This window comes from Cupriavidus malaysiensis (assembly GCF_001854325.1).
Classification (GTDB): Bacteria; Pseudomonadota; Gammaproteobacteria; order Burkholderiales; family Burkholderiaceae; genus Cupriavidus; species Cupriavidus malaysiensis.
On the sequence record NZ_CP017755.1, the window covers coordinates 123,857 to 139,014 of the forward strand.

The 15,158-nt window shown below is 69.6% G+C and carries 11 protein-coding genes; 6 read left to right on the plus strand and 5 right to left on the minus strand.

Going from position 1 to position 15,158, the window contains the following annotated elements; all coding sequences use genetic code 11:
- Positions 1–49 precede the first annotated feature (49 nt).
- Complete coding sequence (eutC, locus tag BKK80_RS20450; protein ID WP_418235927.1) at positions 50–847, plus strand: ethanolamine ammonia-lyase subunit EutC; 798 nt, start codon at positions 50–52, stop codon at positions 845–847.
- A 26-nt stretch (positions 848–873) separates the two neighbouring features.
- On the opposite strand, the gene BKK80_RS20455 is transcribed toward eutC, so the two are convergent.
- The 5 genes from BKK80_RS20455 to pdxR form a co-directional block, all read right to left on the minus strand.
- On the minus strand, positions 874–2,190 hold the full coding sequence (locus BKK80_RS20455; protein WP_071073157.1) for a cytochrome c: 1,317 nt from the start codon (positions 2,188–2,190) through the stop codon (positions 874–876).
- A 13-nt stretch (positions 2,191–2,203) separates the two neighbouring features.
- Positions 2,204–3,979, minus strand: coding sequence for a GMC family oxidoreductase (locus BKK80_RS20460; RefSeq protein WP_071071002.1), 1,776 nt, complete (start codon positions 3,977–3,979; stop codon positions 2,204–2,206).
- A gap of 3 nt (positions 3,980–3,982) precedes the next feature.
- A complete protein-coding gene (locus BKK80_RS20465; RefSeq protein WP_071071005.1) occupies positions 3,983–4,693 on the minus strand; it encodes a gluconate 2-dehydrogenase subunit 3 family protein in 711 nt (236 codons plus the stop codon).
- Positions 4,694–4,969: 276 nt separating this feature from the next.
- Complete coding sequence (locus BKK80_RS20470; protein WP_236903903.1) at positions 4,970–6,397, minus strand: FAD-binding oxidoreductase; 1,428 nt, start codon at positions 6,395–6,397, stop codon at positions 4,970–4,972.
- Positions 6,398–6,558: 161 nt separating this feature from the next.
- Positions 6,559–8,157, minus strand: a complete 1,599-nt coding sequence (pdxR, locus tag BKK80_RS20475; RefSeq protein WP_198173398.1) for a MocR-like pyridoxine biosynthesis transcription factor PdxR — start codon at positions 8,155–8,157, stop codon at positions 6,559–6,561.
- 145 nt (positions 8,158–8,302) lie between these two features.
- On the opposite strand from pdxR, the gene BKK80_RS20480 reads away from it, so the two are divergent.
- The 5 genes from BKK80_RS20480 (at position 8,303) to BKK80_RS20500 (ending at position 15,095) form a co-directional block, all read left to right on the plus strand.
- On the plus strand, positions 8,303–9,646 hold the full coding sequence (locus tag BKK80_RS20480) for an ArgE/DapE family deacylase (RefSeq protein ID WP_071071009.1): 1,344 nt from the start codon (positions 8,303–8,305) through the stop codon (positions 9,644–9,646).
- A 195-nt stretch (positions 9,647–9,841) separates the two neighbouring features.
- Positions 9,842–11,404, plus strand: a complete 1,563-nt coding sequence (locus BKK80_RS20485; RefSeq protein WP_071021964.1) for an ABC transporter substrate-binding protein — start codon at positions 9,842–9,844, stop codon at positions 11,402–11,404.
- 158 nt (positions 11,405–11,562) lie between these two features.
- A complete protein-coding gene (locus BKK80_RS20490; RefSeq protein ID WP_071017524.1) occupies positions 11,563–12,567 on the plus strand; it encodes an ABC transporter permease in 1,005 nt (334 codons plus the stop codon).
- The gene (locus tag BKK80_RS20495) at positions 12,564–13,403 is read left to right on the plus strand and encodes an ABC transporter permease (RefSeq protein ID WP_071017522.1); all 840 of its coding nucleotides are present in this window, start codon (positions 12,564–12,566) and stop codon (positions 13,401–13,403) included. The genes BKK80_RS20490 and BKK80_RS20495 overlap by 4 nt, the downstream gene beginning before the upstream one ends.
- A 21-nt stretch (positions 13,404–13,424) precedes the next feature.
- Positions 13,425–15,095, plus strand: a complete 1,671-nt coding sequence (locus tag BKK80_RS20500; protein ID WP_071040367.1) for an ABC transporter ATP-binding protein — start codon at positions 13,425–13,427, stop codon at positions 15,093–15,095.
- The last annotated feature ends 63 nt before the right edge of the window (positions 15,096–15,158 follow it).

Here is a 15,158-nt window from a genome sequence, read left to right on the forward strand (position 1 = left end):
GACCACGTCTTCCCCGTCCGATATCCCGCCTGCCGGCGCAAGCGTACCCATTTCTGCGTCCGCCCCGGAGCCGGGAGCCGCCGGGTCCGGGGCCGCGCCGGACGAAGCCTGGCAGCGCCTGCGCGCCTTCACGCCGGCCCGCATCGCGCTCGGCCGCGCCGGCCACAGCCAGACCACGGACACCGTGCTGGCCTTCGGGCTGGCGCATGCGCAGGCGCGCGACGCGGTGCACGCGCCGCTGGCGCGCGCGGCCATCGGGCAGGCGCTGGAGGCCGCCGGCTTCGCCCGCCTCGACGCGCACAGCGCCGCGGCCGACCGCCAGCAGTACCTGCGCCGCCCCGACCTGGGCCGCCGCCTCGACCCGGCCAGCCGCGCCCGGCTGGCGGCGGCACGCGCCGTGCCGGGGCCCGACGTGGTCTTCGTGATCGCCGACGGCCTGTCCGCCGTCGCCGCCGAGCGCCATGCGCTGCCCCTGCTGCAGGCCGTGCGGCCGCTGCTGCCCGGCTGGCGCTTCGGGCCGGTGGTGGTGGCCGAGCAGGCACGCGTGGCGCTGGGCGATGAGATCGGCGCAGAAATGGGTACGCTTCAGGTCGTGATGCTGATCGGCGAGCGTCCCGGCCTCAGTTCGCCGGACAGCCTCGGCATCTACCTGACCCATGGTCCGCGCGTCGGCCGCACCGATGCCGAGCGCAACTGCATCTCCAATGTGCGCCCGCAGGGGCTGTCCTACGCCGAGGCGGCGGCGCGGCTGGCCTTCCTGCTGCGGGGCGCGCTGGCGCTGGGGCGCTCTGGCGTGGACCTGAAGGATGACAGCGGGCCGGCCCTGCCGCCGCCCGGCCAGAGCTGAGCCGGGCCGGGCGGGCGCGCCGCGCTTCAGTGCCCGGGTCCGGGCGCCGCGTCCGCCGCCTTGCGGACCTTGGCCACCTGGCTGGCGCTGACCGCCGGGGCATGGTTGCCCCAGCTCGCGCGCACGAAGGTCAGCACGTCCGCCACGTCCTGGTCGCTCAGGCGCTCGTCGAAGGCCGGCATGGTGAAGCGGGTCGGCGCCGACACCGTGGCCGGCATGGCGCCGCCGCGCAGCACGATGTGGATCAGCGAGGTGGGATCGGCCGAATGGACGGTCGAACTCAGCGCCAGCGCGGGGAAGGTCTGGGCATAGCCCTTGCCGCTGCTGCGGTGGCATGCCGCGCAGTTGTTGAGGTAGGTGAGCGCGCCGTTGCTGCGGTCGGTGCCGGTGCGCAGCGCCTCATGCGCGGTGCCGTCGTACACCGGGGCCTGGGTCCCGGCCCGGACCGGCGCCAGCGACTTCAGATAGGCCGCGATCGCCGCCAGGTCCGCATCCGTCATGTGCTGGGTGCTGTGCTGCACCACGTCGGCCATGCCGCCGAAGGCGGCGCTGTGGTCGTTGCGCCCGCTGCGGAGCAGGGCCACGATGTCGGCCTCGCTCCAGCGGCCGAGGCCGTCGCCGGCGTCGCTTCGCAGGTTCTTGGCGAGGAAGCCGTCGACCACGGCGCCCGACAGGAAGGCGCGGTTGTCGCCGCCGAGCGCCTTTTCCTGCAAGGCGAAGCCGCGCGGCGTGTGGCAGGCGCCGCAGTGCCCCAGGCCTTCGACCAGATAGCGTCCACGCCGGATCGGATCGTGGTCGGCGGCGGCCGCATCCTTCACGGCTGCCACCGGCGTCGGCGCGAACAGCTTGCGCCAGGCCGCGAGCGGCCATCGCATCGAGAGCGGCCAGCGGATGTCCGGCTTGCGGTTGGGCTGGCTGACCGGCTGCACGCCGTGCATGAAGTAGGCGTAGAGCGCCTGCACGTCGTCGGGGCTTACCTTGGCGTACGAGGGGTAGGGCATGGCCGGGTACAGCGTCGAGCCGTCCTTGCCGATGCCGTGGCGCACGGCCCGGTCGAAGTCTTCCAGGCTGTAGCGGCCGATGCCGGTGTCCGGGTCGGGGGTGATATTGCTCGAGTAGATGGCACCGATTGGCGAGGCCAGCGGCAGGCCGCCGGCGAACGGCTTGCCCTTGGGCGCCGAGTGGCAGGCCGCGCAGTCGGCCGCGCGGGCCAGGTACTCGCCTTGCCGGATCTGCCGTGCCTGTGCTTCATCGCCGGCGCCGGGCGCGGCCAAGGCTGCCGATGTTGCCAGGGCGGCCAGCAGCAGTACTGAGGCCGGCGCATGGACGGTTCGGTATGACATGCTCATCGTCTCCTTACGCCTGCACCAGGGGGCCCGGCTGCTTCAGGTATTGCTCGCGGATGGCCTTGGCGGACCAGTAGGCCAGCGCCGCGACCAGGCCGGTGGGGTTGTAGCCCATGTTCTGCGGAAAGGCGGAGGCGCCCATCACGAACACATTGGAAACGTCCCAGCTCTGCAGATAGCGGTTGACCACGCTGGTGGCGGGATCGCTGCCCATGATGGCGCCGCCGGTGGTATGCGTGGACTGGTAGGCGCGCGTGTCGTAGTGCATGCCCGGCTTGCGGATGGCGCGGAACACCTGCTCGGCCTGCATGGCATGGCCGACTTCCTCCATGCGGTCGCCCATGTAGGCGAGCATGGCGTACTCGTTGGCGTGCCAGTCGAAGGTCATGCGCAGCAGCGGCAGCCCATGGGCGTCGCGGTAGGTAGGATCGAGGTCGAGGCAGGCATCGCGGTAGGCCATCACCGAGCCGGAGATACCGATGGAAAGCAGGCGCTGGTAGGCGTCGGCGACGCCGGCCTTCCAGGCGCTGCCCCAGGCCGGCACGCCGGGCACGGTCGGCGCCTGCTTGATCGGCCGGCCGCCGTAGCGTACGTGGCGGATGCTGGCGCCGCCGAGGAAACCGAGCGGCCCGTGATCGAACTGGTCGCCGTTGAGATCGTCCAGCGCCACGCCACCTGCGCCGGTGCCGACGAAGGGATTGAGCTGCGTTCCCTTGGGCAGCAGCACATCGATCGAGCCATTCATCTGGTAGGCGTAGTTCTTCCCGACCACGCCCTCGCCGCTGCGCGGGTCGTAGGGCTTGCCGATGCCGGAAAGCAGCAGCAGCCGTACGTTGTGCATCTGGAAGGCGGCGACGATGACGAGGTCGGCCGGCTGCTCGATCTCGCGTCCCTGCGCGTCGACATAGGTCACGCCGGTGGCGCGCTTGCCGTCGCGGCTGAGATTGACCTTGGTGACGTAGGCGTGCGTGCGCAGCGCGAAGTTCGGCTTGCGCTGCAGTACCGGCAGGATCGTGGTCTGCGGCGAGGCCTTCGAATACATGTAGCAGCCGAAGTTCTCGCAGAAACCGCAGAAGTTGCAGGGCCCCAGGCGCACGCCGTAGGGGTTGGTGTAGGGCTGCGAGCAGTTCGCCGCCGGCGCGGGATAGGGGTTGAAGCCCGCTTCGCGCGCCGCCTTCTCGAACAGCAGGGCGCCGTAGCTGTTCTGCAGCGGCGGCGTCGGGTACTCGCTGGTACGCCGGCCTTCCTTCGGGTTGCCGCCCGGCTGGATGTGCCCGTTGAGGTTGCCGGCCTTGCCCGAGGTGCCGAACACCTTCTCGGCGAAGTCGAAGTGCGGCTCGAGTTCGTCGTAGCCGACGCCGAAGTCCTGGATCGTCATGCCGGCCGGGAGGAAGCGCTTGCCGTAGCGTTCCTCGTAGTGGCTGCGCAGCCGGAGCTCTTCGGGCAGCACGCGGTAGTGCATGCCGTTCCAGTGGAAGCCGGCGCCGCCGACGCCGTTGCCGAGCAGGAAGGAACCATGCTGCCGGTAGGGCACGGCGACGTCGCCGAGGCCATGGCGGATCGTCACCGTCTCGCGTGCCAGCTCCTGGAACAGCTTGCCGCGCACGGCGTACTCGAGTTCGTCGACGACCTTCGGGTACTGGGCGTCGGTAGGGGTGTCGCGCATGGCGCCGCGCTCGAGCGCCAGCACGTTGAGCCCGGCCTCGGTCAGTTCCTGGGCGAGGATTGCGCCGGTCCAGCCGAAGCCGACGATGACGGCGTCGACCTTGTCATTCTGGATCGCCATGGTTCAGCCTTGCTTGCCGGAGATGGACACCGGTCCGTACGGGTACCGGGTATTGGGCTGGTCGATCCAGTCGGCGAAATCGGCGCGGGCGCCGGGAAAGCCCACCAGCTTCCAGCCGGCCATGTCATGGTTGCCGCCGTGGATCGGATCGGACAGGAAGCCCTCCTTGGCATTGGCCAGCAGCTGGGAGAAGACGGTTCGTGCAGGCACGGCCTCGAGTTCCACCTTGCCATGCTCCATGTCCGCCAGCACCTGCTCCTGCCTGGCGTGGTCCAGGTCGGCGAAGGGCTTGCCGAAGGTCTTGCGGCAATGGCCGTCGCACGCGGCGATGCCGTGGCGGTAGACCTCACGCGGGGTCAGGCTGAGCTGATAGCCCATCTCGGGGGGCTGGCCGGGATGGAACGGTCCCTGCATGTACCACAGCTTGCCGTGGCCGTAGGGCAGCTCCATCTGCCTGTCGACGAACTCGGGAACCCGCGCCTGCACGGCACCCGGGCCGAGCTCGTCGGCGGGGATCAGCCGGTCGAGGGCGGCATGCAGGAAGCGCCATTCGGCGGCGGTGAAATACTTCGGTTCGTAGGCCGCGCCGGCGGCGGCTTCCTGGCGGACGCATCCGGCCTGCGAGACTGCCGTGCCGGTGGCGACCGCGGCAGCAGGCACGATGGCCAGCACCTGGCGCAGGAAGCGCCGGCGTGGCGCTTTTTCCTGGGACATGGGTACTCCGATCTGGTGGGGGACGAGGAGGCGCGCGACGAGCAGCGAGGCAATGTCGCGCGTATGAATAAGGTGGGGATGATGCGGGAGACGTCCCTGGCGGGGACTAGGAATGTTCTCTTGCCATCAGAGAACTGGATGCAATTTCTGTCAGAAGCGATCGGATCCCGCCGGCCCGGCAGGGGGGCGGGCCGGTGCAGGCAGGGAGGGGAACCCGCTGCCGGTGCCGCGCTGGCCTGCGCGTTCCCCGCGCTCGGCAAGCTGCGCGGCTTCGCTTCAGCCGGCGTCGAACACCCGCCCTGGATTGAGGATGCCGCGCGGGTCCAGCGCCTGCTTGAGCGTGCGCATCAGGGCCAGCTCGGCCGGCGTGCGCGAGTGGTGCAGGTAGGGCTTCTTGTGCAGGCCGATGCCGTGCTCGGCCGAGATGCTGCCGGCGAATTCGCCGACCACGCCATAGACCAGGGCCTCGATCTCCGCCTCGGGAAAGCTTGCCGCGGTGGCGCCGGGCAGGTGCACGCTGACATGCAGGTTGCTGTCGCCGACGTGGCCGAAGTTGACCAGCTCGGCCTGCGGCCAGGCGGCCAGCACGCGGGCGCGCAGGCTGTCGGCGAAGGTGCCGATGGACCCGATCGGCAGGCTGACGTCGAAGGCGGCGTTGGGAGCCCAGCGTTGCGGGAACTCGGCCACGGCGTCGCGCAGCGCCCACAAGGCATCGGCCTCCTTCTGGCTGGTGGCCAGCGCGGCGTCGGCGATCAGGCCGGCTTCCAGCGCGGCTTCGAGCAGGGCTTCGAAGGCGGCGCCGTCCTGGGCGGCATCGTCGCCCTGCAGGTCGAGCAGCACGTAGAAGGGGTGGCCGGCCGGCAGCGGGGCGCGCATGCCGGGCACGCGGCCGGTGACGATGCCGTAGTAGTCCGCCCACATGACTTCGAAGGCGGACAGCCGTCCCGACAACCGCCGCTGCGCCAGGCGCAGCAGCGCGACCACATCCTCGTAGCGTGCCAGCGCGCACAGCGCCGTCTGCGTGCAGGCCGGCAGCGGCGCCAGCCGCAGCACCGCGCGCGTGATGACGCCGAGCGTACCTTCGCTGCCGACGAAGAGCTGGCGCAGGTCGTAGCCGGCGTTGTTCTTCTGCATCTTGTTGAGGGCGCTGAGCACGGTGCCGTCGGCCAGCACCGCCTCGAGCCCGAGCACCTGCTCGCGCGCCATGCCGTAGCGGATCACGCGGTTGCCGCCGGCATTGGTGGCGAGGTTGCCGCCGATCTGGCAGCTGCCGCGCGCGCCCAGGTCCAGCGCGAGCAGCCAGCCGGCCTCGCGCGCTGCCTCCTGCGCGGCCTGCAGCGTGGTGCCGGCGCGCACGGTCATGGTGCCGGCCTGGGGATCGATTGCCTCCACGCCGCGCAGGCGTTCGAGCGATAGCACCAGTTCGCCGCCGCGCGGCGTGGCGCCGGCCGCCAGCCCGGTCAGGCCACCCTGCGGCACCACCGGCTGGCCGTAGCGATGGCAGGCGGCCAGCACGGCCGCCACTTCGCCGGTGTCGCGCGGCCGCGCCACCGCGAGTGGCGGCTGTGGATCGAGCGGGGCGTACCAGTCCTTGCGGAAACGCATCTCGATGTCGGCACCGGCCTGCAGGCCGGCGGGGTCGAGGCGGTCCCGCAAGGCCTGCAGCAGCGAGGCGCGGTCGGAGGACATGAGAGTGCTGGGCATGGCGGGCATGGTCGAGGTGGCAGCGGAGGTGGCCGCGCGCCCGGGATGGTCCCATGGCGCGCAGGACGGTCGCAGATGCTAGGCCGCCGCGGTGGTCCGGTTAAGAGCCAATCGGCGCCGGCCGCATGGCGCCACCTCGGGGTGCCGGCCTGGGGCCGCCCTCAGGCCCCGCTCCAGGCCTCCCGGTTGATGGTGGCGGCGCCCAGCACCGGGCGCGGCCGCTGCGTGCGCGCCAGGTGTTCCAGCGCGGGTTCGATCACCTCGGCGAGCTTGTGGAAGGCGGGGCCGATGGTTTCCTCGGGCACGCAGGCGTAGCCCAGCAGCAGGCCCTGCTGCGGTGTCGAGGTATCGCTGTAGTAGCGCGACAGCGGGCGCGCGGACAGCCCCTGGGTGCGGGCCGCCATGCTGATGCCGAGGTCGTCGGTGCCCGCCGGCAGGTGCATCACCATGTGCAGGCCGGCCTCGTGCGTGGAGGTCGGCCAGTCGGCGCCGAAGCGGGTGGCGATGGCCTCGCGCAACAGGCCCTGGCGCTGGGCATAGCGCTGGCGCATGCGGCGGATGTGGGTCGCGTAGTGTCCTTCCTCGATGAATTCGGCCAGCACCGCCTGCTGCACCAGCTGGCCTTCGCGGAAGAGCTCGGACTGGGCGGTGGCGAAGTGCGGGGCGAGCGGCTTGGGCAGCACCATGAAGCCCATGCGCAGGCCCGGGAACAGCGTCTTGGAGAAGGTGCCCATGTAGATCACGCGGTCGTGCTCGTCCAGGCCCTGCAGCGAGGCCAGCGGCCGTCCCTCGAAGCGGAACTCGCTGTCGTAGTCGTCCTCCACCAGCCAGGCGCCGCGCTGGCGCGCGTACTCCAGCAGCATGCGCCGCCGCGGCAGGCTCATCACCATGCCGAGCGGGTACTGGTGCGAGGGCGTGACGAAGATGAAGCGCGGCGGGTCCTGCAGCATGGCGGCATCGGGCGCGATGCCTTCCTGGTCGACCGGTACCGGCAGCGTTTCGATGCCGGCGTTGGTGAGCAGGCTGCGCGTGCCCCAGTAGCCGGGGTCCTCCATCCACGCCTTGTCGCCCGGGTCGGCCAGCAGCCGCCCGATCAGGTCGATGGCCTGGTGGATACCCGTGGTGAGGATGATCTGGTCGGGCTCGCAGCGTACCGAGCGCACCAGGCGCAGGTGTTCGGCCAGCACGCGCTTGAGCGGCAGGTAGCCACCGTTGTGCGCATACGTCAGCAGCTCGGGGCGCGGCGCGCGCCAGACCTTGTTGAGCAGCCGCGCCCAGACCGCGTGCGGGAACAGCGAGACATCGGGCACGCCGGCGACGAAGGCACCCCATTGGCGATCGGATGCACTGGCGTGGGACACGAGATGCTGGCCGCGCCGGGAAAGGGTGAATCGGTTTGGATTTTGCTGCACTGCGGGCACTGGCGTGGTGCCACTTTGCGCCTTACCGTGGTGCAGTGCACTGTGGTCGGGAAAACTATGCGACACGAAGGTGCCACTTCCCGTCGAGGCCGTGACATAGCCCTCGGCGAGCAGTTGCTCATAGGCATAGAGCACGGTGTTGCGCGAGACCCCGACTTCCTTCGCCAGCATGCGCGAAGCGGGCAGCTTGCTGCCCGCCACCAGCGTTCCGGCAAGGATTTCCTGCCGGATGATGTCGTAGAGCTGGCGGTTCATATGCGCCCCGTTTTTATCCACGGCGCCGCCCGCCGGCCGTTCCAGACGCTGCAGCAGCAGTTCCGACAGAATCGTTTCCTTCAAAGTGGCACCTGATGAAATCGGAAATATGGACCTACCTATGGTACCAACCTTGCGTTAATTTTCCAGCGACTTGTTCCTTGCCGTCGCCTGGCGACGGTCCCTCTGATCTTCCCGGGCCTGGCCCGGACAGCCAGTGGAGTCCCCCATGCAAGACGCTGCCAGCCACGCGCCCGCGAGTGCCGTGACGCTGCCCACCGAAGCCATCGCGGCCGCCGTGCGGGCGCTCACGCCGTACATGATCGAGACCCTGTCGCAGCTGGTGGCGGCGCCCAGTCCCTCGGGGCAGGAGCAGCCGGCGGTGGCCGTGATGGAGCGCGCCTTGCAGGACCTGGGGCTGGAGCCGGAGCGCATCTACCTGAACTCCGATTCGCTCAAGCACCTGCCGCTGTTCTCGCCGCCCTGCTGTCCCGACGGCGGCCGCTACAACCTGCTGGCGGCCTACCGCCCGCCCGTGCCGGGCGGCCGCTCGGTGCTGTTCAACGGCCACCTCGACGTGGTCCCGACCGGTCCGGACGCGATGTGGCGCCAGTCGCCCTACGCGCCTTTCGTCGAGGACGGCTGGCTGTACGGCCGCGGTGCCGGCGACATGAAGGCCGGCATCGTGTGCGCGCTGGCCGCCTTCAAGGCGCTGGACGCGCTGGGCGCGCGCCCGGCGGGCGCGGTCGGCTTCAATGCGGTGCTGGAGGAAGAGAACACCGGCAATGGCGCGCTGGCCACGGTGGCGGCGCTGCGCAGCGCGGTGGGCGCGGGCAAGCTGGCGTCCTTCGACACGGTGGTGATCCCCGAGCCGCTGGGCGAGTGCCTGATGAGCGCGCAGATGGGCGTGTTCTGGATGTTCGTCGAGCTGACCGGGCGCCCGGCGCACGCGGCCTACATGACGTCGGGCGTCAATCCGGTCGAGGCCGGCATCGCCGTGATGGCCGGCCTGCGCGAGCTGGAAGCCGAGTGGAACCTGCCGCAGAACCGTCCCGCCGCCTATCGCGAGCATGCCCACCCGATCAACTTCAACCTCGGCCAGATCCATGGCGGCGAGTGGAATTCCTCGGTGCCGTGCACCTGCACGCTGGGCGTGCGCATCGGCTTCTATCCGGACATGGACGTGAACGATGCCAAGGCGCGGGTCGAGGCCTGCATCCGCGCCACGCTGGCGCGCCTGGACAGCAACCTCGACCTTGCCATCCGCTATGAGGGCTTCCACGCGCCGGGCTGCGAGTTCGATCTCGACACGCCCAGCATGGCCGCGCTGGGCGAGGCCCACCGCAAGGTCCACGGCGAGCCGGTGCGGCGCCAGGCCACCACGGCCACCACCGATGCGCGCCACTTCAAGCTGATGCTGGAGACCCCCGTGACCTGCTACGGCCCGGAGGCACGCAACATCCACGGCATCGACGAATCCGTCTCCATCGACAGCATGGTGCGCGTGACCACCACGCTGGCGCAGTTCATCCACGACTGGTGCGGCGTCGAGCCCGCCGGCGTGGCCGGCTGAGGCGCCCCTGAGGCGCTCCTGAGGCGCCCGATGGCGAGCCTTGCCGTCACGCGGGGCCGGGCGGGCATGTCCCGCCGCGGCTTTACCCGGATTCCGACGACTCCGACGACTTCCACGCACCCACTCAGAGGGAACTGAACGATGACATTCCATTCACCACTGCTGAAGCAGCGGCTGGGCGCGCGCCTGGCCTCGATGGCGCTGGCGCTGGCCGGCATCGGTTTCGCCGCGCTGGCGCTGCCGGCCGGCAACGCCGCCGCCCAGACCGTCGGCGGCACGTTGTCCGGCATCGTGCAACCCGAGCCGCCCACGCTGATCAGCGCGATGAACTCGCAGGCGCCGACGCAGTACGTGGCCGGCAAGATCTACCAGAGCCTGCTGACCTACGGCCCCGACCTGAAGCCGCGCCCCGAGCTGGCCAGGTCCTGGAAGATCTCGCCCGATGGCCTGACCTACACCTTCGAGCTGCAGAGCGGCGTGAAGTGGCACGACGGCAAGCCCTTCACCTCGGCCGACGTGGTGTTCTCGGTCGACAAGATGCTGCGCGAGGTGCAGCTGCGCGCGCGCGCCATCATCAACAAGTACATGGAGTCGATCCGCGCGGTCAACGACACCACCGTCGAGATCAAGCTCAAGGAGCCGTTCCCGCCCTTCATCTCGATGTTCGAGGCCGGCACCATGCCGATCATGCCCAAGCACCTCTACGAGGGCACCGACTACCGCAACAACCCGGCCAACCAGAAGCCGGTCGGCACCGGTCCCTTCATGTTCAAGGAGTGGAAGAAGGGCGCCTATATCAAGCTGGTGAAGAACCCCAACTACTGGAAGAAGGGCAAGCCCTACCTCGACGAGCTGGTGTTCTACGTGATCCCGGACTCCGCCTCGCGCGCGGTCGCCTTCGAGAAGGGCGACGTGCAGGTGCTGCGCGGCGGCGACGTCGACAACGTCGACGTCAAGCGGCTGCGCGCCCTGCCCAACGTGGACTACACCACCAAGGGCTGGGAGATGTTCGCGCCGATGTCCAACCTGCTGATGAACACGCGCAAGCCGCCCTTCAACAACGTCAAGGTGCGCCAGGCGGTGATGCATGCGCTCAACCGCAAGCTGATCGTCGACAACATCTTCTTCGGCATGGGCAAGCCGGCGGTGAGCCCGTTCTCGTCGACCACGCTGTTCTTCGACAAGAACATGCCGGCCTACGACTTCAACCTGAAGAAGGCGCGCGAGCTGATCAAGGAGTCGGGCGTCAACGTGGGCCAGTACCCGGTCAAGATCCTGTCGTCGTCCTACGGCGCCAACTGGGACCGTCTCGATGAGTACATGAAGCAGATGCTCGAGCAGCTCGGCTTCAAGGTCAGCATCGAATCGGCCGACGCCGGCACCTGGTCCAGCCGCGTCAGCAACTGGGACTTCGACCTGACCGCCACCTACACCTACCAGTACGGCGATCCGGCGCTGGGCGTGGAGCGCCTCTATGTGACGCGCAATATCGTCAAGGGCACGCCGTTCGCCAACGTGCAGGGCTACAGCAACCCGCAGGCCGATGAACTGTGGGCCAAGGCCGGCGCCACCATGGACCCGGCCGAGCGGCAGAAGATGTACAGCCAGGTGCAGCAGATCCTGACCACCGACGTCGCCGCCGGCAACCTGTTCGAGATCGAGTTCCCCACGCTCTACCGCAAGAACGTGAAGAACCTGGTGACGACCGCGATCGGCCTGAACGAGTCCTTCGACAACGTCTCGATCGAAAAGAACTGAGCGCGGGACGCGCGCGCGGTCACCGCTGCGCGCCTGACCCGCCTCCTCGCCGGGCCGGCTGCGGCCGCGCCCGGCGCGAACGGCAGGTGTCCGCCGTCGCCCCGCCTCGTGCCGGGGCACGGCGGGCACGGGCCAGACCTTGCCGCGTGGAGTGAGCCGTGAACTTCCTCTCCTTCCTTTCCGCCCGCCTTGCCAAGGCCATCGTGGTCGTGCTCGGCGTGGTGATCATCAATTTCTTCCTGATCCGCATGGCGCCGGGCGATCCCGCCACCGTGCTGGCCGGTGAAGCGGGCGCGGGCGACGCCGCCTTCGTCGGGCAGCTGCGCGAGCAGTTCGGCCTGGACAAGCCGGTGCTGACCCAGCTCGGCATCTACCTGAAGGGCGTGGCCACGCTCGACCTCGGCTACTCCTACCGCAACCACCTGCCGGTGCTCGACCTGATCCTGGACCGGCTGCCCGCCACCTTCCTGCTGATGAGCGGGGCCTTCCTCTTCTCCATCGTGATGGGCGTGATGCTGGGCGTGGTGGCGGCGCGCACCCGCTACGAGAACCGAAGGCGCTGGGTCGACAGCGCGGTCATGTCCGGCGCGCTGCTGCTGTACGCGACGCCACTGTTCTGGCTGTCGCTGATGGCCATCATCCTGTTCTCGGTGGTGCTGGGCTGGTTGCCGGCCTTCGGCATGGAAAGCGTGGGCGCGGGCTACACCGGGCTGGCGCGCGCCAGGGACGTGGCCCTGCACATGGTGCTGCCGACCATCTCGCTGGGCTGCTTCTTCATGGCCGTGTACGTGCGCCTGACGCGCGCCTCGATGCTGGAGGTGATGGGCATGGACTTCGTCAAGACCGCGCGCGCCAAGGGCGTGCCGGCCGGCCGCGTGGTGCGCGTGCACGTGCTGCGCAACGCGCTGCTGCCGGTGGTGACCTTCGCCGGCATCCAGCTCGGCCAGATGGCCGGCGGCGCGGTGCTGACCGAGACCGTGTTCTCCTGGCCCGGCATCGGCCGGCTGATGTTCGATGCCCTGCTGCAGCGCGACTACCAGCTGCTGCTCGGCATCTTCTTCGTCACCTCGGCGCTGGTGGTGTTCTTCAACCTGCTGACCGACATCCTCTATCGATTCATCGACCCGCGCATCGCCGTGGGTGCCAAGGGAGCCGCGGCATGAAATCCTTCCTGCTTCGCTACAGCCGCAACTACGGCGCGGTGGCGGGCCTGCTCGTGCTGCTGGCGGTGATCGCGCTGGCCGTGCTGGCGCCGCTGGTCTACGAGGACTCGCCCTGGCTGATGGTGGCCGAGCCGCTGACGCGGCCCTTCACCGATGGGGCCTATCCGTTCGGCACCGACATGCTGGGCCGCGACATCACCGCCGGGCTGGTCTACGGCGCGCGCGTCTCGCTGCTGGTGGGCGTGATCTCCACCGGCGTGGCGCTGGTGTTCGGCATCCTGATCGGCTCGGTGGCGGGCTACTGCGGCGGCCGCGTCGACGATGTGCTGATGCGCTTCACGGAGTTCTTCCAGACCATCCCGCAGCTCGCCATGGCGGTGGTGATCGTGGCCATCTTCAACCCGACCATCTATTCCATCGTCGGCGCCATCTCGGTGGTGTCGTGGCCGCCGGTGGCGCGCCTGGTGCGCGGCGAATTCCTCACGCTGAAGCAGCGCGAGTTCGTGCAGGCCGCGGTGGTGATCGGGCAGAAGCCGCTGCGCATCATCTTCACGCAGATCCTGCCCAATGCCATGTCGCCCATCATCGTCTCGGCTTCCTTCATGGTGGCCACCGCCATCCTGACCGAGTCGGCGCTGGCCTTCCTGGGCCTGGGCGACCGCAACATGATGAGCTGGGGCTTCATGATCGGCGCGGCGCGCACCATGATCCGCGAGGCCTGGTGGATGAGCGTGTGGCCCGGCGTGGCCATCCTGCTGACGGTGCTGTCGATCAACCTGATCGGCGAGGGCCTGAACGACGCCATGAACCCCCAGCTGCGCCGCCGCGGCGAGTAGGAGACCCACGCCATGCATCTGATGCAAGCCAATCCAGGCGCCAACCCGGCCACGCGCGACGGCGCGGCGCCGCTGCTGTCGATCCGCGACCTGTCCATCGCCCTGCCCGCGGGCGGCGACCGGCCCTACGCGGTGCGCGACGTGTCCTACGACCTGCACGCGGGCGAGATCCTCTGCATCGTCGGCGAGTCGGGCTCCGGCAAGTCGATGAGCGCCAACGCCATCATGGGACTGCTGCCGTCCTACCTGAAGCCGGAGCGCGGCCGCATCCTGTTCGAGGGGCGCGACCTGCTGGCGCAGGACGAGGCCACGCTGCTGGGCATGCGCGGCAAGGACATGGCCATGGTGTTCCAGGAGCCGCTGTCGGCGCTCAATCCGGTGATGACCATCGGCGAGCAGATCGCCGAGGTGATGCGCGTGCACCATGCCTATCCGGGCGAAGCCTGCCAGCGCCGCGTGCTGGAACTGCTGGAGTTCGTCGGCCTGCCCGATCCGGCCGCGCTGGTGCACAGCTACCCCTTCCGCCTGTCGGGCGGCCAGCGCCAGCGCGTGGTGATCGCCATGGCGCTGGCGCTGGAGCCCAAGCTGCTGATCGCCGACGAACCCACCACCGCGCTCGATGTCACCACGCAGGCGCAGATCCTGGCGCTGATCCAGCGCATCCAGGCCGAGAAGGGCATGGGCGTGATGTTCGTCACCCACGACTTCGGCGTGGTGGCCGAGATCGCCGACCGCGTCGCGGTGATGGAGAAGGGCGTGCTGGTCGAGGCCGGGCCTGCGGCCCAGGTGCTGAACCATCCGCAGCACCCCTATACGCGGCGCCTGATCGCGGCGGTGCCGCACGGCCGCGCCGGCGACGGTGCCGAGGCGCGGCGCAAGGAGGAGGTGGTGCTCGACGTGCGCGGCCTGCGCAAGACCTATGTCTCCGGCGGCGGGCTGTTCGCGCGCAAGCGCGTGGTGCACGCGGTCGATGGCGTCAGCTTCTCGGTGCGGCGCGGCGAGACGCTCGGCATCGTCGGCGAGTCCGGTTCGGGCAAGTCGACCATCGGCAAATGCCTGCTGCGCCTGACCGATATCGACGGCGGCGAGCTGCATTTCGACGGGCAGGATATCGCCCGCCTGTCCGAGCGCCAGTTCCGCCCGCTGCGGCGCGACGTGCAGATGATCTTCCAGGATCCTTTCGCCTCGCTCAACCCGCGCCATACGGTGGGCCGCATCATCAGCGACGGCCCGGTCGCCAACGGCGTGCCGCCGGCGCAGGCCGAGGCGCGCACGCGCGAGCTGCTGGAGCTGGTCGGCCTGGAGGCGAGCGCCTTCGACCGCTACCCCAACCAGTTCTCGGGCGGGCAGCGCCAGCGCATCGGCATCGCGCGGGCGCTGGCGCTGGAGCCCAAGCTGCTGGTGGCCGACGAATCGGTCTCGGCGCTCGACGTCTCGGTGCAGGCGCAGGTGCTGGCCCTGCTCGATACGCTGCAGCGCAAACTGGACATCGCCCTGATCTTCATCACCCATGACCTGCGCGTGGCGGCGCAGATCTGCCACCAGGTCATCGTGATGCACAAGGGCAAGGTGGTCGAGTCCGGCCCGCCGGACCAGATCTTCGATGCCCCGCAGCACCCGTACACGCAACGCCTGATCGGCGCCATTCCCGGCAAGGAGTGGGACCCGTCGGCGATCCGCGCCGCCGCCTAGGCGACGGCATGCCCCCACCGCCAATCCACCATTCCGCCAATCCAGCCGAACTCGACCCCGACC

What these genes read in the sequence shown, in the direction of transcription:
- BKK80_RS20470 (WP_236903903.1), bottom strand. Translation starts at nt 6,397, where the DNA reads ATGCCCAGCACTCTCATGTCCTCCGACCGCGCCTCGCTGCTGCAGGCC.
- BKK80_RS20485 (WP_071021964.1), top strand. Translation starts at nt 9,842, where the DNA reads ATGGCGCTGGCGCTGGCCGGCATCGGTTTCGCCGCGCTGGCGCTGCCG.
- BKK80_RS20480 (WP_071071009.1), top strand. Translation starts at nt 8,303, where the DNA reads ATGCAAGACGCTGCCAGCCACGCGCCCGCGAGTGCCGTGACGCTGCCC.
- BKK80_RS20455 (WP_071073157.1), bottom strand. Translation starts at nt 2,190, where the DNA reads ATGTCATACCGAACCGTCCATGCGCCGGCCTCAGTACTGCTGCTGGCC.
- BKK80_RS20465 (WP_071071005.1), bottom strand. Translation starts at nt 4,693, where the DNA reads ATGTCCCAGGAAAAAGCGCCACGCCGGCGCTTCCTGCGCCAGGTGCTG.
- BKK80_RS20495 (WP_071017522.1), top strand. Translation starts at nt 12,564, where the DNA reads ATGAAATCCTTCCTGCTTCGCTACAGCCGCAACTACGGCGCGGTGGCG.
- BKK80_RS20460 (WP_071071002.1), bottom strand. Translation starts at nt 3,979, where the DNA reads ATGGCGATCCAGAATGACAAGGTCGACGCCGTCATCGTCGGCTTCGGC.
- BKK80_RS20500 (WP_071040367.1), top strand. Translation starts at nt 13,425, where the DNA reads ATGCAAGCCAATCCAGGCGCCAACCCGGCCACGCGCGACGGCGCGGCG.